This is a genomic window from Exiguobacterium sp. s75 (assembly GCF_018617145.1).
Classification (GTDB): Bacteria; Bacillota; Bacilli; order Exiguobacteriales; family Exiguobacteriaceae; genus Exiguobacterium; species Exiguobacterium profundum.
The window spans coordinates 673,703-695,411 of sequence record NZ_JACSJQ010000001.1 but is presented as its reverse complement, the minus strand read 5'-3'; the positions used below and the strand labels follow the sequence as shown (position 1 = coordinate 695,411).

Sequence of the window (21,709 nt, the reverse complement as noted above, 5' to 3'; positions counted from 1 at the left end):
ATTTTTTATTATATACAGCTATTTATGGTCTGACTATTCAATTTTTTATAAATTTAAATATAATTTTAGAAACTGAATGTCATATTCCGACCACAAGAAAAGCCCGTTCGAGTTGAACGGGCCCCTTGTAAATTTTGAAGCTTATACGCCTTCGTATGCTGCGTACATGATCTCTTTCAATTCTTCAACGAGCGGCATTTTCGGGTTGGCCGTCGTACATTGGTCTTCGAATGCGTCGACTGCCATCTTGTCGATCTTCGCATCGAGTTCTGCTTTCTTGATGCCTTGCGCCTTGAACGAAAGTTTGATGTTCAAGCGTTGACCGAGCTCGATGATCGCTTGGACGAGTGACTCGACACCTTCAGCTGTCGTGCTTGCTGGAAGTCCGAGGTAACGCGCGATTTCTGCATAACGTTCGTCTGCGATGAATGACTCATATTTCGGGAACGCCGCAAGTTTCGATGGGCGTGTCGCGTTGTAACGGATGACGTGTGGCATGAGAATCGCGTTCGTACGACCGTGTGGGACGTGGAACTCTCCACCGATTTTGTGAGCGATCGAGTGGTTGATACCGAGGAATGCGTTCGCAAACGCCATACCCGCCATCGTTGAAGCGTTGTGTACTTTCTGACGAGCTTCCGCATCGCTACCGTTTTCATACGCTTTTGGTAGGTAGTCGAAGATCATCTTGATGGCGCGGAGGCAAAGTCCGTCTGTGTAATCATTCGCCATGACGGAAACATATGCTTCGATTGCGTGTGTCATGACGTCCATTCCTGTATCAGCCGTGATTGAAGCTGGAACGGTCATGACGAACTCAGGGTCGACGATGGCGACGTCTGGTGTGATCGCATAGTCAGCAATCGGATATTTCACGTTACGTTTTTTATCTGTGATGACAGTGAACGGTGTCACTTCAGAACCTGTACCAGACGTTGTCGGGATGGCGATAAACATTGACTTGTTACCGAGTGTCGGGAACTTATATGTCCGTTTGCGAATATCCATAAATTTCTGGCGTAGATTCGAGAACTTCTCTTCTGGACGTTCGTAGAAGAGCCACATGCCTTTCGCAGCATCCATCGGTGAACCACCACCAAGTGCGATGATCATGTCTGGTTGGAAGTGACGCATTGCTTCGGCACCGTTCATGACCGTTTCAACAGATGGATCCGGTTCGACTTGGTCGAAGATGCGGTACTCGACACCAGCCGGCAAGTTTTTGATGACTTTGTCAGCGAATCCGAGTTTGACCATCATTTCATCTGTGACGATCATCGCCCGTTTTTTCGTTGTGAGCGATTGAAGATATTGTACTGAGTTTTTCTCGAAATAGATTTTTTCAGGTACTTTGAACCATTGCATATTCACGCGACGTCTCGCCACCTTTTTCACGTTGAGTAGATGTTTCGCCGTCACGTTTTCTGAGACGGAGTTTTTACCGTAAGACCCACAACCGAGCGTAAGGGATGGTGTCATTTCGTTATAAAGGTCACCGATTCCACCGTGTGCTGAAGGTGAGTTGACGATGATGCGGCAAGCTTTCATACGGAGACCGAACTCAAGGATGGCATCGTCATCTGTTGAGTGGATGACAGCCGTATGACCGAGACCACCAATCTCGAGCATTTTTTCAGCGATTGCGAATCCTTCTTCACGTGATTGAACTTTATACGCACCGAGAACCGGGCTTAATTTTTCGTGAGAGAGAAGTTCCGTTGCGCCAACTGTTTCAAGCTCTGCAATCAAGATCTTCGTATCCGCTGGTACTTTGAGACCTGCCTGTTCAGCGATCCATGCTGCCGGCTTCCCGACGATTTCAGGGTTGACCGCACATGTATCTGTTCGAATGACGAGTGTTTCAAGTTTTGCTTTTTCTTCTGGTGAGCAGAAGTAGCAACCTAGTGCCGTCATCTCTGCTTTCACTTCTTCATATACTTCTTGATCGACGATGATCGCTTGTTCAGACGCACAGATCATTCCGTTGTCGAACGTTTTTGAAAGGATGACGTCTGAGATGGCACGTTTCACTTTCGCAGTCTTATCGATATAGGCTGGTACGTTACCAGGTCCGACACCGAGTGCTGGTTTACCAGTCGAGTAAGCCGATTTGACCATCGCTGCCCCACCCGTCGCAAGGACCATCGCTACACCAGGGTGGTTCATGAGCGCTTTCGTCGCATCGAGTGACGGAACTTCAACCCATTGAATCAAGTTTTCAGGAGCACCTGCCGCCACTGCTGCGTCACGGAGGACACGAGCCGCTTCGCTTGAACATTGTTGCGCTGATGGATGGAACGCGAAGATAATCGGGTTACGTGTCTTGATGGCGATGATCGCTTTGAACATCGTTGTCGATGTTGGGTTTGTGACCGGTGTGACCCCAGCGACGACACCGACTGGTTCCGCGATGTATGTGATTCCGTTTTGAACGTCATCTTCAAGGACGCCTACCGTTTTCTCACCACGGAGTGAGTTATAGATATATTCTGTCGCGAAGATATTTTTGATCATCTTGTCTTCAAAGACACCGCGACCTGTTTCTGTATGTGCTAATTTCGCGAGTGTGACGTGTTGCTCGAGTCCCGCAAGCGCCATCGCCTGTACGATGTGATCAATTTTCTCTTGGTCGAACGTCATCAACGTATCGAGTGCCTTATGCGCACTTGCTACGAGCGTGTCCACCATTTGTTCTGCCGTTGTTTCCACTTTTGCTTTCTCTTTGACTGCCATGTTAGGTTCCTCCTCATAAGTGAGAGCTTTTTATGAACATATTGACTTGATGGAAGCACATTGTGATGACTGTTTTTAGAGATTGTGCTTTCCTTCACATTCATAGAATACAATGTTTTTCAGGTTTTGTGGGTGACAAGAATGTGAACTCTTTCACAATATTTTTTTATCTGTTATTGATAGCTCTTGATTTTTGTATGCGTCCTCAGTAAAATCGAATTCGTTTTCATGAAAATATATCAAACCTTCAATGTAAACGCTTACATATTTTGTGTCGATTCAATCTCTACTATGATGTATCAATCATCACATCAACCCGTTTTTAGGTTCAACTGCACCTAACTCGTGTATAATGAAAATAGAACCTAACTAGGAAGTGAATCTATTATGCCGAAACAAGATGCAGCGGACCAGTTTGTCAAACTGATTCCTTTAATTCGTCGTAAATTGTTACGTCGATCTGATTTTCCTCAAATTCTAAACCTGAACTTCTCTCATTTCCATCTATTGATGTTGATTGAGGACGAGGGGGCTGTCACGAATGGACGAATCAGCGAGACACTCTCCATCGCGCCACCGAACGTTACCCCGCTCATCACGAAATTATTGAACGAGGGGTATATCACGCGAGTGCCAGACGAGCGGGATCGCCGCGTGATTTGGAATCAACTGACCGAGGAAGGTGAACGAATCTTACTTGAGCGCAGAGACTCATTCCGTAGACTATTCGAGGAACGTCTCGCCTTTTTGAATGAGGACGAAACTGACCGACTCATTGAGAGTTTGAAGACACTTACAGAGATTGTCGAGAAGATGGACAAAGGTGACAAGTAAAACTTTTCTCGTCAATTCCCACAACTTCTTATATAATCTGTAATGAATCTACGTACAAATGGAAAGAGAGATGACATGTAATGGGTCGTAAATGGAACAACATTAAAGAGAAGAAGGCGTCAAAAGATGCGAACACGAGTCGCGTCTATGCGAAGTTCGGTCGCGAGATTTATGTGGCCGCTCGTCAAGGGGAACCTGATCCTGAGTTGAACCAGTCATTAAAATTCGTTGTGGAACGTGCGAAGACGTATAACGTGCCCCGGGCGATCATCGATCGTGCCATCGACAAAGCCAAAGGTGGCGATGAGGAAAATTTCGATGAACTTCGATATGAAGGGTTTGGTCCGAATGGTTCGATGGTCATCGTCGATACATTGACGAATAACGTCAACCGTACGGCTTCAGAAGTTCGTGCCGCTTTCGGTAAAAACGGAGGCAACATGGGAGTCAGTGGCTCGGTCGCATATATGTTCGATGCAACTGCCGTCATCGGTGTCAATGAAATGTCGGCAGATGACGTCCTCGAACTCATGATGGAACATGACCTTGATGTGCGTGATGTTATCGTGGAAGACGAGACGGTCATCGTCTATGCAGAGCCAGAAGCGTTCCACGCCGTTCAAACTGCATTCAAGGCTGCCGGTGTAGAAGAGTTTGCCGTTGCGGAATTGACGATGCTCCCGCAGAACGAAGTGTCACTCGATGACGCTTCGCAAGAACAGTTTGAAAAACTAATCGATGTGCTCGAAGACTTGGAAGATGTGCGCCAAGTGTATCATAACGTCGAAATGTAACACGTAAGCGATAACTTTCACGAGTTATCGCTTTTTTTCATATTCGATTTGACAAGGGTCACATCATATGTTAAATTTCAAAAAGTCTTTATCATATTAAAGTGATACCAAGAGAAAGAAAACGCGAAAGGTGTTGGATCGATATGAACGCAGTATTACTTGCAGTCATCGTCTTATTTGCGCTCGCCATCAGCCGAGTGCACATTGTATTGTCATTAATCTTAGCGGCGCTTATCGGAGGGCTTGTTGGAGGACTTGGGTTCAACGATACGTTGACCGCCTTCAGTGACGGTCTTGGTGGTGGAGCGAGCATCGCACTCAGCTACGCGCTTCTCGGTGCATTCGCTGTCGGGTTATCGAAGACGGGGCTTCCGGACGTCTTAGCTGAAAAATTGATTGCGATGTCAGGTCGTGACGTATCAGGCAAGCGTGTGATGTACGTTAAAGCATTCCTGTTGTCACTCATCTTATTGTTATCCATCAGCTCTCAAAACTTGCTTCCGATACACATCGCCTTTATCCCGATTGTGATTCCGCCGTTACTCGTGCTGTTCAATGAGTTGAATGTAGACCGTCGTCTCGTAGCGACCATTTTGACGTTCGGTCTTGTGACACCATATATGTTGTTACCTGTCGGGTTTGGTGGGATTTACTTGAATGAGATTCTCATCGCGAACGTTGAAGCGAACGGCTTGACTGTCGGAGACGTCAACATCATCTCGATCATGGGCATCCCGGCATTAGGGATGGTCGTCGGATTGATAGCGGCGTTCATTCACTATCGGAAACCGAGAACGTATGACACGATTGCACTCGGACCAACTGATTATGAAGTACGTCAAATGAGTGGTTTGAAGATGATCATGACACTCGCTGTCGTTCTCATCGTCCTCATCGTTCAATTGCAGACCGAGTCGATGATCGCCTCTGCGGTGACCGGTTTGATCTTGCTTTCAATCTTCCGCCTGATTCCATGGTCTGAGGCAGATGATATCTTCACAAGCGGCATGCGCATGATGGCATTCATCGGGTTCGTCATGATCGCCGCAAGTGGATTCGCTGCCGTCATCCGCGAGACAGGTGCGATCGAACCGCTCGTCAACGGAGCGAGCGATTTGATGGGTGACTCTAAACTCATTGCCGCTCTCGTCATGTTGCTCGTCGGCCTTGTCATCACGCTCGGAATCGGTTCAAGTTTCTCGACTGTTCCAATCATTGCTGCGATTTTCGTCCCGCTCTGTGTACAATACGGGTTCTCAGTCGAGGCAACGATTGCCATCATCGGGACTGCAGGAGCGCTTGGGGATGCAGGTAGCCCAGCGAGTGACTCGACACTCGGACCTACGAGTGGATTGAACGCTGACGGTCAACACGATCACCTACGTGAAACGGTTTGGCCAACGTTCTTACACTACAATATTCCACTCATCATCTTCGGTGTGATTGCGGCGATGGTGCTTTGATCATTTTTTCCGTCGTGAATAAATGGTTCCTAATAAAATGAGGATGAGAATAAACCAGATTCCCGTATACATGAGGATTTCCGTGAACATAAAACTCCTCCTAAACAAAAGATAAGGAGCGACGGCTGTCGCTCCTTTTTATGATGAGGTTTTTAATTCGGTCTTGCAAGTATCGAGATACGCATCGACGACCTCTGCTACTTCTCGTCCTTCACGAATCGCCCATACGATCAAGCTTTGCCCTCGCTTGGCATCCCCCGCGACAAAGACGTTTTCCGTTGCCGTCTGGAAATCTTTCGTCTTCTCGACACCGATTTTCCGCAACTCGTGCTCTGGTCGTTCAAATCCAATGGCGACGAGGATCAAATCCGCCGGATACGTCTCTATTGAATCTTCCTCTACGAAGAAGGTTGCCTGACCATCCGGGTTGACGACTTTCGTCATCCGTTCCGTTTCAATCCCTGTGACACGTCCTTCTTTCGTGACGATTTGGTTGGAGCGAATCAAATACGTTCTCGGGTCTTTCTCATAGATCGCGAGTGATTCCGCATACGCATAATCCGTCGTAAGCGTGTCCGGTTGAAGTGGCCAAGGTTTCTCTGGTGCACGAAGCAACCCTTTTGACGGGTGCTTCCCAAACTGAACGACTGATTTTGCACCTTGACGGATTGCTGTCGCCACACAGTCGGCTCCTGTATCTCCACCCCCGATGACGATGACATTTTTGTCTTTGGCGTCATGTTCTGGTGATCGGGTCGTTCCTTTTCGCTCGTACATCGATGCCGTCAAATAATCCATCGCCATTTCAACACCACGTGCATCATCCCCGTCAATCCCGAGCGTGCGCTGTTTCTGAGCGCCTGTCGCGAAAATCACCGCATCGTATTGGTTCCGAAGCGCCTCCACTGTCACATCCGTACCGACCTCAATGTTCGTCTGGATGACAATTCCCTCTTGTTCGAGCAACCGAATGCGACGTCTCACGACATCCTTATCCAGTTTCATGTTCGGGATTCCGTACATGAGTAGCCCTCCCGGTTCATCCGCCTTCTCAATGATGGTGACCGAATGTCCGAGTTGGTTCAGTTGGTCGGCAGCTGCCAATCCAGCCGGCCCACTTCCGATGATGGCGACTGTCATCCCGCTTCTTCGATGAACCGGTCTTGGTTTCACCCAACCTTCTTCAAACGCCCGATCGATGATGGTTCGTTCAATCGATTTGATCGCAACCGGATCTTCACTGATTCCGAGTGTACAAGACCCCTCACACGGTGCGGGACAAACTCGACCCGTAAACTCCGGGAAGTTATTTGTCTCCATCAATCGGTGATACGCTCCCATCCAGTCCGATTTGGTCACAAGCTTGTTCCACTCCGGGATATAGTTGTGAATCGGGCACCCAATAGTCTCTTGTCCAATCATATCCCCGACATGACAGAATGGAGTGCCACAGTCCATACAACGTGCAGCCTGCTGTTTGACGGATTCGTCATCCATTCGTGTCGCATATTCTTCATAATCCTTCACTCGCTCATCCACAAGACGCTCAGGTAGTGTGGACCGTGCGATGTTTAAAAAGTTATGTTTCATGCGTTACCCCCCTCAGTCACAACCCGGAACAATTCAAGTGCTCGGTCCGCTTCGCTCAATTCCGGTCGATTCGCCTCGATTTGACGCATAACGTCCAATACATTCGCATAATCTCGAGGAACGACCTTTACAAAGTGAGAGCGAGCTTGTTCGAACGACTCTAAAATAGTCCGTGCTTTAACACTGTCTGTATGAAACTGATGCGCTTCGAGAAGTGCATAAATTTGTTCCATATCTTCATCGTTCAATTCTTTTACGACGGAGACGAGCTCCTTGTTGACGAGTCGATCGTACGCTTGATCCCCATAAAGATATGCGACGCCACCTGACATGCCGGCTGCAAAGTTCCGTCCGACATCACCGAGGACGAGAACCGTTCCCCCGGTCATATACTCACATCCATGATCGCCGACTCCTTCGACGACTGCCGTCGCCCCGGAATTTCGAACGGCAAAACGCTCGCCGACGTGACCGTTAAAGAAAGCTTGTCCGCTCGTCGCTCCGTACAAGCAGACGTTTCCGGCAATCATTTGTTTACTTTCATCAAACGGTGCATGTTTTTCAGAGATCAATGCTAATTTCCCACCGCTCAAGCCTTTCCCGATATAATCGTTGGCATCCCCGATGACGGAAATGGTGATCCCTCGTGGTAAAAATGCTCCTAGGCTTTGTCCGGCTGATCCACTGAGGCGAAGCGAAATGGTATCATCCGCTAAACCGACCTGACCGTGAACTTTCGTCACTTCAAACCCCAACTGCGTCCCGACGGCGCGATCGGTGTTTCGGATGCGACCAACGAAGAAGGTCGGTTGCAACGAGTTGATTGACCGTGAGACTGCCGGAATCAATTTTCGGTGATCATAGGAACGGTATGCCGGGTGAGCGACTTCTTCACGCTCAGGAAGTGGTGTCGGCATCGAGAGCATCGGTGCTAAATCTAACCGTTTTGCTTTCGGATGTTTCGTCTTCCATTCACTTTCTTCGAGAAGATCCGTTCGACCAATCACGTCGTCTAATGATGTCACACCGAGTGATGCTAAAATTTCTCGTACTTCTTCTGCCAAGAACGTCATCAGGTTGACGACGTGTTCTGGTTTCCCCATAAATTTCTGACGAAGCACAGGGTCCTGTGTCGCCACACCGACCGGACACGTATCTAAATGGCATGCACGCATCATAATACATCCAAGGACGACGAGTGGCGCTGTCGCAAACGCAAACTCTTCCGCCCCGAAGATGGCAGCTAGGACGATGTCTCGCCCCGTCATGAGCTTTCCATCCGTCTCAAGTGTGACTCTCCCCCGTAACCCGTTCAACGCGAGCGTTTGATGCGTCTCTAAGAGTCCAAGTTCCCAAGGAAGACCTGTGTGCTTGATTGATGTCTTTGGAGAAGCACCGGTTCCACCATCATATCCACTGATGACAATCGTATCGGCATTCGCTTTCGCGACACCGGCTGCAATCGTCCCGACGCCTGACTTCGAGACAAGTTTCACACTGATTTTCGCCTTAGGATTCACATGCTTTAAGTCAAAGATGAGTTGGGCCAAGTCCTCAATCGAATATATATCGTGATGTGGAGGCGGTGAGATGAGTCCAACCCCCGGAACGGATCCACGCACTTCGGCGACCCATGGGTACACCTTATTTCCAGGAAGTTGGCCACCCTCACCCGGTTTTGCCCCTTGCGCCATCTTGATTTGAATTTCATCGGCATGGTAAAGATATTCTGCCGTCACCCCGAATCGTCCGCTCGCGACTTGCTTGATGCGGCTGATGCGTTCGTTTCCAAACTCATCCGGGACGAAGCGGGCCCGGTCTTCCCCGCCTTCTCCAGAGTTACTTTTCGCACCGATCTGATTCATGGCGATAGCGAGCGTTTCATGCGCCTCTTTCGACAAGGACCCAAATGACATCGCGCCTGTCTTAAAACGGCGAACGATCGACGTGACTGGCTCTACTTCTTCGAGCGGGACAGGACGTTGTGTTTTAAATGCAAACAACTGTCGAATGAACTGTCCTGATGATTCATGCAGCTTCACATAAGCATCATAATATTTACGTTCATTCTCACGACAGGCACGTTGCAACAAATGAATCGTCTTCGGATTGAATGCATGTTCTTCTCCGTCTGCACGCCATTGGAAATCACTTCCCGCCTCGAGCGGACGATTCGTCGCATAGGCGGACGTATGGAGTGTTCTCGCTTCGTTTTCAAGTTCTTCAAATCCGATTCCAGACAGTTGGGACGTCGTTCCCCTGAAATGCGTCTCAATCAAATTGCAATCTAATCCGACGGCTTCGAAAATTTGGGCCCCACGGTAGCTTTGAATGGTCGAGATACCCATTTTCGACATGATTTTGACGATGCCTTCGACAACTGCTTTTTGATACGAGCGAATGGCCTCTTCAAATGAATGCGCAATTTGTTTACGTTCGACTAAATCTCTTATCGTCGCATAGGCTACGTAAGGATATACCGCATCTGCCCCATACCCAATCAAGGTCGCTGCCTGATGCACTTCTCGAACTTCACCACTCTCACAAATGAGACTACAGTTCGAGCGCAAGTTATCTCGAATCAAGTGTTGATGAATCGCACTCAGTACGAGAAGAGACGGCATCGCAATCCGTTTATTACTGACGAGACGGTCAGATAGGACGATCACGTTCGCACCATTTCGTACAATCTGGCTGACCTGTTGCAAAAGGGCTTCAAGCGACGCCTCTAAATCATTTGTAAACGTCGTATCGACTCGTTCGAGCTTGAGCTTCTCGGCAAGTTGCTTGAGGGTTGCCCCATCAATCATCGGATGATTCAACCACACACGTTTCGCGTGACCTCGTCCAGTATGGACCGGATTTCCTTGCGGACCAATCCAAGTAAACGTAGCCGTGACAATTTTCTCCCGTAACGCGTCGATTGGCGGGTTGGTCACTTGCGCGAAGTGTTGTTTGAAATAATGGAACAAGGAACGGGGCCGCGTCGAGAGCACCGCAATTGGTTGGTCATGCCCCATCGAGCCGATTGGATCTTTTTCGTCTTTGATTAACGGAACCATATACTGTTCAATGTCTTCTTTCGTATATCCAAACGCACGTTGCACACGTCCGAGTTCAAGTAGTTCTTCTTCAACGACCTCTCGATCCTCAATGGTCATCATCTGCTTAAGCCATTTGTGATAAGGCTCTGACTTCGCAATCGTCTCTTTGATCTCATGATCAGGAATCAATCGCTTTTCAATCAAGTCAATCAACAACAACTGTCCTGGTCTTAGACGTTGTTTGGATTTGACGTTCTCTGCGTCAACCGGAATGACTCCTGTTTCAGAGGAGAGAATCAATTCCCCGTCCAATGTTTCGACATAACGCATCGGACGCAAGCCGTTACGATCTAAAATAGCTCCGATTTGCCTTCCATCTGTGAAGACGACTCCAGTCGGTCCATCCCACGGCTCCATGATGGATGAATGATACTGATAGAAGTCGCGCTTGAACGGTTCCATCTTTCCTTCGACAAATGGTTCAGGAATCAACATCATCGCCGTGTGGGCGATCGAACGACCTGTTCGTGTGAAGAATTCAAAAGCGTTATCGAGCATGGACGAGTCGCTCCCATCCTCTTGAAGCACAGGGAACAAGTGTTGAACGTCTTCGAATAAGTCTGTTGACGTGACCCCTTCCCGTGCTCGCATCGCATCGATATTTCCACGAAGCGTATTGATTTCCCCGTTATGGACTATCATGCGGTTCGGATGTGCTCGTTCCCAAGAAGGGAACGTATTCGTCGAGAAACGAGAATGGACGATGCCGAACGTGCTTTTATAGTGAGGAGATTGCAAGTCCAAATAAAATGCGGCGATTTGATTTGGCGTCAACATCCCTTTATATACGACCGTTCTCGTTGACAGGCTTGCGATATATAGGCGTAATGATTCGACTTTTTCGATTTTTCGACGAAGTTCATAGAAGACGCGTTCATTCGCATCCTCGTCTAGGAATGGACATGAGATAAACCATTGATAGATGACCGGTTGTGTGACCCGCGCATGTTCCCCGATTTGCATCGGGTCGACAGGTACTTCGCGCCATTCGATCGTCGAACAATCCAGTTCATCCGCCATCCGTTCCATCAACGTGATCTTTTCGTGAAGCTGATTCTCAGACGGCTGAAAAAAAACCATTCCGACAGCGTAACGACCGAGTGACGGAAGGTTCATGGTTTGCGTAAACAATTCGTGTGGAATCTCAGTCATGATACCCGCCCCATCACCAGCATCGATGACACCTTCTCCTCCTCGGTGCTCTAAATTACATAACATGGAGAGCGATTTTTGAACGATTTCATGTTTCTTTAGCCCATGTAGATTGACGTAAAGTCCAATCCCACACGCATCTTTCTCAAATTTTGAGTCATACAAACCAACTCGACTCATATCATCGACCCCTTTCACTCACAGTTTCGTAATTAACATTTTGTTCTAAATATTCTGAAAAATCAAGTAAGTTGCATGCATTTTTGCATAATAGAAATCTCATTTAGTCATATTGAAAGCGTATACATGACTGTTATCAATGGATTTATCGTTTTTAGTTATGTTCAATAAAGAATAAATATCCATAAATATTATTTATTTATAGGTTCTTCAGAACATAAAAAAAGGATATCCTGAAGATACCCTTTTCTTGATTATTGTTCTACTGTTTTACGCGGATGATGTAAAAACGATTTCGGACGTTTCCACAAAATCAATCCGATATACCCAATCGCAAGCAATGCGAGGGCGCTGACAATCACAACATAGAGTGTGCCTTCTTCGATTCTCGCAAATATTCCGATATATGCCCAGACGAATACGAGTGGATAGATGAAATCATGATGCCACCACATAAAGAGAAGGGCAAGAATCACACCGACCATCAGCATAAGAGAGGTCCAGGCGAGTTCATCAAGACCTAACAGCGACGTGATCTGTTCCGTCTTCATCACAACGAACGTGTTGACGATGGTCGCGACTGATACCCAGCCGATGTAGATGGAGAACGGGAACCGATCGAGCCAGCTCGTAGACGTCCGAAAAGCGATATAATACAACCAGCACAGCGTAGCCAGGAACAACACCATGATGACAAGTGAGACGACGAACCATTCGTTCGTGAATGCCAATAGCCATAAACCATTCAGCACGCAAGAGACTAAAAATCCGGCTTTCATCCGCTCGGCTTGACGATTCGCCGTCGTCCCTTTCTTCAACTGGAGCACCAGCCAGACAAGTAACGCGACATAGATGACACCCCAAATCGAGAAGGCGTACCCTGCCGGCTTAAAGTAGATATCGATGCGGTCCGAAACCGCCGCGTTGTCGCCGCTCGCGAAATAGTTGATGACGACGGTCGCTAAAAAAGCAACCCAGTTTACAATCGGCCATTTTGATAAGTCCATAAGCACGATCTTCTAAATGAAGATCAAACACCTCCTTTTGTAACATAATATTAAATACCCGCATCCATGTGACTCTACACGTACAAAGGGGCTCGCATATGCGAACCCCTTCTCCATTAAAAGTCGATTTCGTCTGGATCTGGTCCGAGACGTTCTCCTGTCGCCACTTGATCGATCTTCGCCAAATCGTCCGCATCGAGTGAGAAGTCGAAAACATCAAAGTTCTCACGGATTCGATGTGGTGTCACCGATTTCGGTAGCGCGACATGACCGGATTCAAGGTGCCAACGGAGCACAATCTGAGCCGGTGTCTTCCCATGTTTTTCTGCAATTTCAGAAAAAGCAGGGATGTCTAAAAACTTACCTTGCATGAGTGGACTCCACGCCTCGATCTGAATCCCTTCATCTTGGCAGTAATCCAACAAATCAGGTTGCGGGAGTTGTGGATGAAGTTCAACCTGATTGATGAGTGGCGCCATCAGACCGGCTTCTTTCAATGTTTCTAAATGGTGTTCTTTAAAGTTGGATACACCGATTGCTTTGATTTTTCCGGCTTCATATAAATCGATGAGATCTTTCCACGCATCGACGAACCCATCAACCGGCCAATGCAACAGACAAAGGTCCAAATAATCTGTCTGGAGTCGTTTTAACGAGTCTTCGAATGCCTCTTTCGTTTTGCCTTCACGAATGTCATCATTCCAAATCTTCGACGTGATGAACAATTCAGAGCGGTCTACACCTGAGAGATGAATTCCCTTCGCAACGCCCTCTTCATTTTTATAGATTGCAGCCGTATCGATGTGACGATAGCCTGTTTTGATCGCTTCAACGACAGCAGCTGGCGCCTCGGTTTCATTATCGACCTTCCAGACCCCAAAGCCGATCATCGGAATTTCGACCTTATTTCGTAATGTAGCGTAAAGCATCTCATTCATCCCCTTTTCATTCTAACGAGATGATTGTATCATACCCGACAATTTATTTCGGAAAACTAAATCGTCAAATCTTTTCGGGTGAATCGGAAGAACGAGAGTGCTGAAAAGATAGTCAAGAGACCGAGTAACCAGATGAAATGGATGCCCCAATACTCCTCACGCATGATGGCACCTGCGTCAAAGAGAGAGAAGAATGAGAGGTTTGACATCCAATCGAATTGATCGCTCACTCCTTGGATGATATTCATCACGAGAAAGAACGTGAATATCCCGCCCGTCACCATATAGGATTTACTACTATCATCGAATAGACTCGCAATCACATAAGCGGCCACGCCTAGGACGAGCAACATGAGCGCCCCATTCAATTGAAGCATCCACAGAACCGCATAATCGATTTGTAAATCGAACAGAAGGTCCGCTACCATTAAACTCAATCCATTCAGACCGACAAATAGCCCGACTGCCACAATCAACACAACGAAGCTTGACATCACATACGTGACCCGAGAAATCGGTGCTGCCATATACAACATGATTTCTCCAGAATCGACCGGTTTGGCCAAGAGTTTCGAGGCGAAAGTCAATGCGAATAAAACCGCGAGCACGTAGAAAATCAACCCATAATAGTTGCTCGACAATAGATTGAGAACGTTGTCCATCGCCATCGACGCGTTGATTTGGAAGACGTCGAGAAGCTCAGGTGGCAACGATTCTAATTTCGCCTCAATTAAGCCTGTTTCTTGAATAGATGGGAAGATGGCGGCTAAGAAAAAGAGATATACGCTGGTCCCGATTGAATATCCAAGAATCCAACTGCGATTCTGTTTCAACATGGAGCGAATTAACATGTCATGTCGCCTCCCCGTAATACTGCATGAACAAATGTTCGAGCTCGTCTGTACCGCTTGACAATGATTGAATCTGGAAATCCGCCAACGTTCGAATGAGATGGTTCAACTCTGATGGTGTGGAGATGGTGACCTCGACATGCATGCCGTCCCGTTCACCAGAATCGGCCGCGAATCGAACGGCTTCCGCTTCCGTTGAAAATTCGATTCGATACCGTTTCACGCTATGTTGTCGTAATTGTTCCATATCCTCTTCGATGATGATGCGTCCATCTTTAATCAACGCGGCACGGTCGCACGTCCGCTCCATCTCAGGGAAATGATGAGAACTCATGAGAATCGCTTTCCCTAATTGCTTTTCTTCAATTAACCAATCGACTAGACGCTCTTGCATGAGCGGGTCTAATCCGCTCGTCGGTTCATCCAAAATATAGACGGGCACATCTTTCATGAAGCAGGTGATGATAGCAAGCTTTTGCTTCATCCCTTTTGACATCTTCCGTACTTTCGTCGCCTCATCGAATGAAAACCGTTCACGTAATTGCCGTTCACGATCCGGATTCGTTTTGTGCAGATGGCGCGTCAATCGAATGATTTCTTCCCCTGTCATGTTTTGGGGATAATTAATTTCTCCCGGCAAATAGCCGACGCTCTGCTTCACTTGCTCCGTCTCCTGCCAACAATCGAATCCGTTGATAGTCGCCTTGCCTTCACTCGGCTTCAACAGACCCATCAAATGTCGAATCGTTGTGGATTTCCCAGCGCCGTTCGGTCCGATGAATCCGAAGATTGTTCCTGGTGTCACATGAAGGGATACATCAAAAATGCCATGTGTATCATCAAATCGTTTCGTCAATCGCTGAATCCGAATCATCTCGACCCCTCCTTTTTTGTAATATCTTAACAATATTATTACAAAACTAGTATATCACGTTCTTTTTTGAAATGGAAATGGTATATTGATTACAAAACTAGAGAAAGGAGCGCTTCGATCAATGGATGGATTTGCGAAACGCACCGAAGAAAAACAACAAGCGATCTTACGTGCCGCTTATGACTTGATGACAGAGAAGCAATCCCGATTTAAAATCAGTGAACTAGCGAAACGAGCGCATGTATCCCCTGTATCCATCTATAATTACTTCGGTTCAAAAGACCAGGTCATCGTGGAAATCTTAAAGCAAATGACAGAAGAGCAGATGAGTTGGATTGAACAGGCGATTGAGTCGAACGCTCCCTTCGATGCGTTACTCGTCGAGATCCTAAAACGAAAAATCCAGACGGCGGTTCTCTTTGACGAGACCATCACAGCAATTATTCAACAAGACCCGAACTGGGAACAGCTTGCGACTCGAGGATATACTGCTTTCGCCCGGTTGATTGAATACGGGAAGGCCCAAGGGTCAATCGATTCGACGTTATCCACTTCTTCTTATTTACGCTATGTACAATTCATGCAACAGGCTATCCTGTCCGATCCTCAGTTTTCAATCGAGAATATGAAGGAAACGATGGACGTCTACTTTCATTTCTTTTTGAATGGGGTCATGAAACGGTAAAAGGTGACTGTCTCAAGCAAGCAGACAGTCACCTTTTTTATGTGTGATAGATAAAGTCTTCAATTGGATAGAGCGATAGATCCACTTCCGCGTCTCCTGTCAGAACGAGGTCACTCAACACTTTTCCGATGAACGGGCCGACCGTCAAACCGGATGATCCCAGACCGTTCGCGACCAACAGTTTTTCTGCCCCAGGCACCCTTCCGAGTACGGGAATTGAATTCGGTGTAACCGGACGGAAGCCGACTTTCGTCTCAACGAGTTCTGCCTCAGCAAGTCCAGGTGCCGACTCCAAACCTTTCGTCAGTACTTCGTGTACACCGATTGCAGTCGGACGAACGTCGAACGCTTTTCCTTTCTCATGTGTCGAACCGATGACCACTTTCCCGTCGTCAAATCCGAGTAAATAGCGGCGTCGTGGCGGCATGACGACCGGCCAGTCAGATGCATCTGTATCCTTCAACTGGACGTGGACGAGCTGGGCCTTTTCCCCTTCGACTCGTACCGTATATCCAAGAGGCTGTAACAGCTCCGGTAACCAAGCACCCGTCGCAAGGATGATTTCATCCGCTTCATATCTCACTCCGTCACACTCCACACCAATCTCATCTCCGCTCGTCAACCGTGCTGAACCGTTGACAAATGTGACGCCACGCTTGATAGCGACTCTCTCAAGTGCAGCGCGAAAGCGACCGCCGTCGACTCTAGCCCCTCCTGTCACGAAGAGTGCATCGTATTCATCGGATAACGGTGGGAAACGATGTTGTGCCTCTGCTGCAGTCAATCGTTCGAGTTCACCGATTTCTGGCGCTTCTTCTCGACGAAGCAAAGTTCGCTCCATCATCTGGTCAAGCTTTGTTTCTTCATGGAGCGCAAGCGTCCCGACACGTTTGTATCCGGTGTCCGTCTCCCCTTCAGCCTCCAGCTCTTTGACGACCTTAGGATAATAGCTTGCTCCGCCTTTCGCCAGTGCATACCAAGCTTTGTTGCGTCGCTGCGCAATCCACGGACATACGATTCCAGCCGCGGCATCCGTTGCTCTTCCTTCTTCTTTCCGGTCAATGACCGTTACATCCGCTTTACCAGCTAAATGATAGGCAGCCGAAACACCGACGATCCCTGACCCGATAATCACTATTTTCTTCATCATAAATCTGTCTTGCTCAGACAGATGGACACATCCTTTCGTAAAAAAATCATCGACCCAACGGATCGATGATTGATTCTTATTCTCTCATCGCTAGACGATAAAGTAAATCTAACAACTCGATGTAGAGCCACACGAGCGTGACGATTAATCCGAATGCCGCGACCCATTCCAACTGTTTCGGAGCCCGAGCTTCGACTTGACTTGCGATGAAGTCGAAATCTAAGACGAGAGCGAGTGAAGCGACGATGACAATCACGAATTGAACACCGATCGCAAGTGGGCTTGAACCGGTCATGAATGCCAAGCCTGAACCGAACAAACTCATAACGAGTTGCACAAGATATAACAACATGACTGTGAACATGGCTGCCATGACACCGGCTTTAAACTTCTGTGTCACTTTGACAAGCCCTGTCGTATAGACAAACCACATCGCAAAGGCGACGACAAACGTCGTTAATACGGCACGTCCCACAATACCAGGGACCATCGCTTCAAAGAAATACGAAATCGATCCGACGAAGACACCTTCGATCATCCCGTATAGGGGTGCGACGATCGGAGCCGTATTTGGTTTAAACGTGATGAGCAAAGCAAAGATAAAGCCGAGGATGAGTGACCCGATCATGAGCGGGAACAAGAGCCCTTCTCCGATTGTCGGAACGACAAGCCATGTCGTACCGGCTGCCGCTGTCACGAGTAAAAGCAAGGTGAACACTTTAGACCATGTTCCCGCTTTCGTCATCGGTTCGGCACTGTAAGCTGAGGACTGCATTGATTTACGAAGTAATGGATTCGATTTTAAGTTCAACGTTGAATAGCTCCTTTATGGTTCAGTTACTGTTTTGCGAACACGTCGATGAACGCGCGCATATAATCTGGTAAGTCTGGCGGACGACGACTTGAGACGATATGTCCGTCGACGACGACCGGCTCATCATGCCAAATCGCTCCCGCATTTTCCATGTCATCTTTGATTCCAGGCGTGCTCGTCACGTTCACCCCGTCTAGAATGTTCGCAGAAATCAACACCCAACCGGCGTGACAGATTTGACCGATTGGTCGTTTTTGTTCATCCATATAACGGACGAATCCTTTCACCGAATCGAAACGGCGCAATAAGTCAGGAGACCATCCGCCTGGCACGAGGATCGCATCGAACGATGTAATGTCCACATCATCAAACGCCACGTCAGATTTTGCTGGCACACCGTATTTACCGATATATGCGTGATCGGCCTTCTCCCCAGCGAGGATCACGTGCGCTCCCTCTTCACGAAGGCGATGCACCGGGTACCAAAGCTCTAAATCCTCGAAGTCATTACTGACAAGTTGAAGGACTTTCTTCCCTTGTAGTTTCATCAAACCCCTCCTTTTATTCATTCCCCATTATACCCGAAAGCGACAGTCACGAAAACGAAGAATCATGATTGTTTTTCCAGGATATTGATTGTGGATGATTCTTACCACTATATCTTGTGTTTCCTCCCTACAATTGATACCTTTAGTGGTAGAAGAATGAGAAGGAGGCACATCACCTATGAAGCAATATCATGACTTATGTCGACACATCCTCGACCAAGGTGTCGTAAAGGAAGACCGGACCGGGACCGGGACAACGAGTGTATTTGGTTACCAAATGCGTTTCAATCTGCAAGAAGGGTTCCCCCTGATTACGACGAAAAAATTACATATTCGTTCCATCATTCACGAACTATTATGGTTCATCTCAGGAGAGACAAACGTCCGATACCTTCAAGAAAACGGGGTCCGTATTTGGAATGAATGGGCAGACGAGGAAGGTAATCTGGGTCCGGTGTACGGTTCACAGTGGCGTTCATTCCCACGCCCGGACGGCTCGTCCGTCGATCAACTGGCTCAAGTGATTGAACAAATCAAAACGAATCCAGATTCGAGACGGTTGATCGTGTCGGCATGGAACCCAGGACAGCTTGACGAGATGGCCCTCCCGCCATGTCATCTATTGTTCCAATTCTATGTCGCTGACGGGAAGCTCTCGTGCCAGTTATATCAACGAAGCGCCGACACCTTTTTAGGTGTTCCATTCAACATCGCATCGTATGCACTTTTGACGCACATGGTCGCACACGTGACCGGACTCGAAGTCGGCGACTTTGTCCATACCCTTGGTGATGCACACATCTACCACAACCATCTCGAACAAGTGGAACTTCAGTTGTCGCGTGACCCACGTCCGCTACCCCAACTCAACATTGTCCGAGACGTCCCTTCAATCGAATCATTCCGTTTTGAAGACTTCGAAATTCTAGGATATGATCCACATCCACATATTAAAGGAGAAGTGAGCGTATGATTTCACACGTCGTCGCATATGGGCAGAATCGGGAAATCGGGAAAGACAATGATTTATTATGGCGATTGCCAGATGACTTGAAACACTTTAAATCTATCACGTCTGGTGGCACGGTCGTCATGGGAAGAAAGACGTTTGAGTCCATCGGTAAAGCGTTGCCGAACCGACGCAACATCGTCGTCACATCTGATGTTTCCTTTTCAGCCGATCAAGTCGAAGTGTGGCATGATTTAGAACGTCTCGTCGAAATGAGTCAACAGGAGGAATGGTTTGTCATCGGTGGGGCCACGTTATATGAACAGACGATGCCGATGACGAGCCGGATCTATGCAACGGAGGTCGCTGCATCGTTCGAGGCCGATACGTATTACCCCGAACGGATTGGGGAATGGTCAATTACGAGTACAATCGACCACCCGCAAGACGAAACACATGCATATGCCTTTTCATTCAAACAATACGACAAAACAGACATCGCATCATGATGTCTGTTTTTTAGTCTGGCAATTTTTCCAGCCACTGTTCAATTTTTCTCGTGATGACCTCGTCTTGTTCTCCATCCGCATAATCGTCATAGATCGCTCCGAGTTCAGACGCCGTTCGTTTCGATACAGCAAGAATGTGACTATATTTGCCTCGTTGCTCTTTCACAGCAGACAACGTCCCTTTCGCTTCTTGCGCACGCGCATCATCCAAGACGAACATCTCGATATTGTCATTACAAGAATACGCCTCGTAAGGACGGTATACGACTTCATATCGGCGATGCTCTTTGGGGAGTCGATCAGCAAGCGATGTATAGGTATTGGCAGACATCGTCACATAGGCGATTCGCTTCTCCTCACGAACAGCAGAAGTGTATCGGACGACACGATTTCGACCATCTCGTTTCGCCTTATACAGCGCCTCATCTGCGTAGGCACACCACTCTCCAAGTGTATAGCCAGTCTGGCAGACTCGGGTGTATCCAATCGACACCGTCACCTGATGATCGTATGGAAACTCCATCTCTTCGATGCGAGTTCTGACTCGCTCAAGTACCGATTCGACGATTGCACGGTCTGAAACGTTCAAGAGGATCAAAAATTCTTCGCCTCCGTATCGGATGAGCTCATCACTAGAGCGAATGGCATGACGGATTTCTTCAGAAACACGATGAAGCACATCATCCCCATACGAGTGACCGAACGTATCGTTCAATTGTTTAAAGTGATCGATATCGAGCAGTGCAACGGCAAAACTCTCACCAGACCGCTCCAATCTTGAGATGAACCGAGAAAAGGTCGCCTTTAAATACTTACGGTTGAAAGCACCCGTTAATTCATCCACGAGTAACGCTTTTGATACGAGACGGGATTTTTCAATATGTAGCCCGAGACGCACCAATCGTTCCTCCATCGGCACCCACGATTCCCAATAATCGTCGAATCCATATGAATAGGCAGCAAGACGATAGTGTTCATTCGTTCCGATGACAATGAGGGGAACGTAGAGTTTTCTCATTTTGCTAACGAACGATTGGATATCTCGCTCTTTAAATTGTGGCCATAATTCAACGTCCATAATGATGGCTTTTGGCACATCCTCATAATCGTATTCCACGGCTTCTTCAAGGGTCTGCAAAAATACCGGACGTGCCCCGAGCTTTTCAACGCGCGACTTGTAACGGCTAAATGTGGAAAAGCTTGCGGATAAGATAAGGACGAGATCTTCGTCCTCTTGTTCAATCCCCAAGACGGTATGGATATAACGTTTCACAGGAGAGATCAAGGTCAAAGCTTCCGCTTGTGTAAGGACGCTTGGCAACTCCTTCGCGTCAGACTCGACACGACTAAAGATTTCTAACAAATGCATCAACCGTCGTTGCCGAACTTCCTTCTTCATCCAATCGAGTAGAAACTCGATATCGCTTTTTGGAATTTGTCTCGACTCCGATATCTTTTTCAAAATCATATGTATACGCTCAGTGAGTTGACCTTGCTCCATTCCCGTCCCCCCTATGTTCGTACTCCCCGAATT

At 47.7% G+C, this 21,709-nt stretch carries 17 protein-coding genes; 6 read left to right on the top strand and 11 right to left on the bottom strand.

Going from position 1 to position 21,709, the window contains the following annotated elements:
• Positions 1–141: 141 nt before the first annotated feature.
• A complete protein-coding gene (gene adhE, locus KNO68_RS03555) occupies positions 142–2,733 on the bottom strand; it encodes a bifunctional acetaldehyde-CoA/alcohol dehydrogenase (protein ID WP_078146837.1) in 2,592 nt (863 codons plus the stop codon).
• 387 nt (positions 2,734–3,120) lie between these two features.
• Here adhE and KNO68_RS03550 point away from each other — a divergent pair, with 387 nt between their 5' ends.
• The 3 genes from KNO68_RS03550 to KNO68_RS03540 all read left to right on the top strand — a co-directional run bounded on the left by KNO68_RS03550 (position 3,121) and on the right by KNO68_RS03540 (position 5,824).
• Positions 3,121–3,567, top strand: a complete 447-nt coding sequence (locus tag KNO68_RS03550; protein WP_078146836.1) for a MarR family winged helix-turn-helix transcriptional regulator — start codon at positions 3,121–3,123, stop codon at positions 3,565–3,567.
• An 80-nt stretch (positions 3,568–3,647) separates the two neighbouring features.
• Entirely contained in the window at positions 3,648–4,361 is a 714-nt protein-coding gene (locus tag KNO68_RS03545; protein WP_215112045.1) for a YebC/PmpR family DNA-binding transcriptional regulator, read from the top strand.
• A 143-nt stretch (positions 4,362–4,504) separates the two neighbouring features.
• On the top strand, positions 4,505–5,824 hold the full coding sequence (locus KNO68_RS03540; RefSeq protein WP_215112044.1) for a Na+/H+ antiporter family protein: 1,320 nt from the start codon (positions 4,505–4,507) through the stop codon (positions 5,822–5,824).
• Positions 5,825–5,962: 138 nt separating this feature from the next.
• Here KNO68_RS03540 and KNO68_RS03535 read toward each other — a convergent pair whose 3' ends face one another.
• The 6 genes from KNO68_RS03535 to KNO68_RS03510 all read right to left on the bottom strand — a co-directional run bounded on the left by KNO68_RS03535 (position 5,963) and on the right by KNO68_RS03510 (position 15,520).
• The gene (locus KNO68_RS03535) at positions 5,963–7,414 is read right to left on the bottom strand and encodes a glutamate synthase subunit beta (RefSeq protein ID WP_078146833.1); all 1,452 of its coding nucleotides are present in this window, start codon (positions 7,412–7,414) and stop codon (positions 5,963–5,965) included.
• Positions 7,411–11,850 carry a glutamate synthase large subunit gene (gene gltB / locus KNO68_RS03530; protein WP_215112043.1) on the bottom strand — a complete coding sequence of 1,480 codons (4,440 nt, stop codon included), beginning with the start codon at positions 11,848–11,850 and terminating at the stop codon, positions 7,411–7,413. Before gltB ends, KNO68_RS03535 begins: the two co-directional genes overlap by 4 nt.
• 254 nt (positions 11,851–12,104) lie before the next feature.
• Positions 12,105–12,857 carry a tryptophan-rich sensory protein gene (locus tag KNO68_RS03525; RefSeq protein ID WP_078146831.1) on the bottom strand — a complete coding sequence of 251 codons (753 nt, stop codon included), beginning with the start codon at positions 12,855–12,857 and terminating at the stop codon, positions 12,105–12,107.
• A 116-nt stretch (positions 12,858–12,973) separates the two neighbouring features.
• The gene (locus tag KNO68_RS03520) at positions 12,974–13,786 is read right to left on the bottom strand and encodes an aldo/keto reductase (protein ID WP_078146830.1); all 813 of its coding nucleotides are present in this window, start codon (positions 13,784–13,786) and stop codon (positions 12,974–12,976) included.
• A 65-nt stretch (positions 13,787–13,851) separates the two neighbouring features.
• A complete protein-coding gene (locus tag KNO68_RS03515; protein ID WP_078146829.1) occupies positions 13,852–14,646 on the bottom strand; it encodes an ABC transporter permease subunit in 795 nt (264 codons plus the stop codon).
• 1 nt (position 14,647) lies between these two features.
• The gene (locus KNO68_RS03510; protein WP_214684377.1) at positions 14,648–15,520 is read right to left on the bottom strand and encodes an ABC transporter ATP-binding protein; all 873 of its coding nucleotides are present in this window, start codon (positions 15,518–15,520) and stop codon (positions 14,648–14,650) included.
• Between the two features lie 121 nt (positions 15,521–15,641).
• Here KNO68_RS03510 and KNO68_RS03505 point away from each other — a divergent pair, with 121 nt between their 5' ends.
• The gene (locus KNO68_RS03505) at positions 15,642–16,205 is read left to right on the top strand and encodes a TetR/AcrR family transcriptional regulator (protein ID WP_078146827.1); all 564 of its coding nucleotides are present in this window, start codon (positions 15,642–15,644) and stop codon (positions 16,203–16,205) included.
• Between the two features lie 37 nt (positions 16,206–16,242).
• On the opposite strand, the gene KNO68_RS03500 is transcribed toward KNO68_RS03505, so the two are convergent.
• From KNO68_RS03500 to KNO68_RS03490, 3 genes are all read right to left on the bottom strand, one after another.
• Entirely contained in the window at positions 16,243–17,355 is a 1,113-nt protein-coding gene (locus tag KNO68_RS03500) for an NAD(P)/FAD-dependent oxidoreductase (protein WP_143404759.1), read from the bottom strand.
• A 76-nt stretch (positions 17,356–17,431) separates the two neighbouring features.
• On the bottom strand, positions 17,432–18,166 hold the full coding sequence (locus KNO68_RS03495) for a Bax inhibitor-1/YccA family protein (protein WP_078146826.1): 735 nt from the start codon (positions 18,164–18,166) through the stop codon (positions 17,432–17,434).
• Between the two features lie 26 nt (positions 18,167–18,192).
• Positions 18,193–18,717 (bottom strand): type 1 glutamine amidotransferase domain-containing protein, encoded by a 525-nt coding sequence (locus KNO68_RS03490; RefSeq protein ID WP_074037100.1) that lies wholly within the window; start codon positions 18,715–18,717, stop codon positions 18,193–18,195.
• Positions 18,718–18,895: 178 nt separating this feature from the next.
• Here KNO68_RS03490 and KNO68_RS03485 point away from each other — a divergent pair, with 178 nt between their 5' ends.
• A complete protein-coding gene (locus KNO68_RS03485; RefSeq protein WP_215112042.1) occupies positions 18,896–19,690 on the top strand; it encodes a thymidylate synthase in 795 nt (264 codons plus the stop codon).
• Complete coding sequence (locus KNO68_RS03480) at positions 19,687–20,175, top strand: dihydrofolate reductase (RefSeq protein WP_078146824.1); 489 nt, start codon at positions 19,687–19,689, stop codon at positions 20,173–20,175. The genes KNO68_RS03485 and KNO68_RS03480 overlap by 4 nt, the downstream gene beginning before the upstream one ends.
• Before the next feature lie 10 nt (positions 20,176–20,185).
• On the opposite strand, the gene KNO68_RS03475 is transcribed toward KNO68_RS03480, so the two are convergent.
• Positions 20,186–21,676: a GGDEF domain-containing protein gene (locus KNO68_RS03475; RefSeq protein ID WP_078146823.1), complete on the bottom strand. Its 1,491-nt coding sequence runs from the start codon at positions 21,674–21,676 to the stop codon at positions 20,186–20,188.
• Between the last annotated feature and the right edge of the window lie 33 nt (positions 21,677–21,709).

Excerpts from the sequence above, each read along its gene's own strand:
- adhE (WP_078146837.1), bottom strand. The coding sequence starts at position 2,733 with ATGGCAGTCAAAGAGAAAGCAAAAGTGGAAACAACGGCAGAACAAATG.
- KNO68_RS03550 (WP_078146836.1), top strand. The coding sequence starts at position 3,121 with ATGCCGAAACAAGATGCAGCGGACCAGTTTGTCAAACTGATTCCTTTA.
- KNO68_RS03545 (WP_215112045.1), top strand. The coding sequence starts at position 3,648 with ATGGGTCGTAAATGGAACAACATTAAAGAGAAGAAGGCGTCAAAAGAT.
- KNO68_RS03540 (WP_215112044.1), top strand. The coding sequence starts at position 4,505 with ATGAACGCAGTATTACTTGCAGTCATCGTCTTATTTGCGCTCGCCATC.
- KNO68_RS03535 (WP_078146833.1), bottom strand. The coding sequence starts at position 7,414 with ATGAAACATAACTTTTTAAACATCGCACGGTCCACACTACCTGAGCGT.
- gltB (WP_215112043.1), bottom strand. The coding sequence starts at position 11,850 with ATGAGTCGAGTTGGTTTGTATGACTCAAAATTTGAGAAAGATGCGTGT.
- KNO68_RS03525 (WP_078146831.1), bottom strand. The coding sequence starts at position 12,857 with ATGGACTTATCAAAATGGCCGATTGTAAACTGGGTTGCTTTTTTAGCG.
- KNO68_RS03520 (WP_078146830.1), bottom strand. The coding sequence starts at position 13,786 with ATGCTTTACGCTACATTACGAAATAAGGTCGAAATTCCGATGATCGGC.
- KNO68_RS03515 (WP_078146829.1), bottom strand. The coding sequence starts at position 14,646 with ATGTTAATTCGCTCCATGTTGAAACAGAATCGCAGTTGGATTCTTGGA.
- KNO68_RS03510 (WP_214684377.1), bottom strand. The coding sequence starts at position 15,520 with ATGATTCGGATTCAGCGATTGACGAAACGATTTGATGATACACATGGC.
- KNO68_RS03505 (WP_078146827.1), top strand. The coding sequence starts at position 15,642 with ATGGATGGATTTGCGAAACGCACCGAAGAAAAACAACAAGCGATCTTA.
- KNO68_RS03500 (WP_143404759.1), bottom strand. The coding sequence starts at position 17,355 with ATGATGAAGAAAATAGTGATTATCGGGTCAGGGATCGTCGGTGTTTCG.
- KNO68_RS03490 (WP_074037100.1), bottom strand. The coding sequence starts at position 18,717 with ATGAAACTACAAGGGAAGAAAGTCCTTCAACTTGTCAGTAATGACTTC.
- KNO68_RS03485 (WP_215112042.1), top strand. The coding sequence starts at position 18,896 with ATGAAGCAATATCATGACTTATGTCGACACATCCTCGACCAAGGTGTC.
- KNO68_RS03480 (WP_078146824.1), top strand. The coding sequence starts at position 19,687 with ATGATTTCACACGTCGTCGCATATGGGCAGAATCGGGAAATCGGGAAA.
- KNO68_RS03475 (WP_078146823.1), bottom strand. The coding sequence starts at position 21,676 with ATGGAGCAAGGTCAACTCACTGAGCGTATACATATGATTTTGAAAAAG.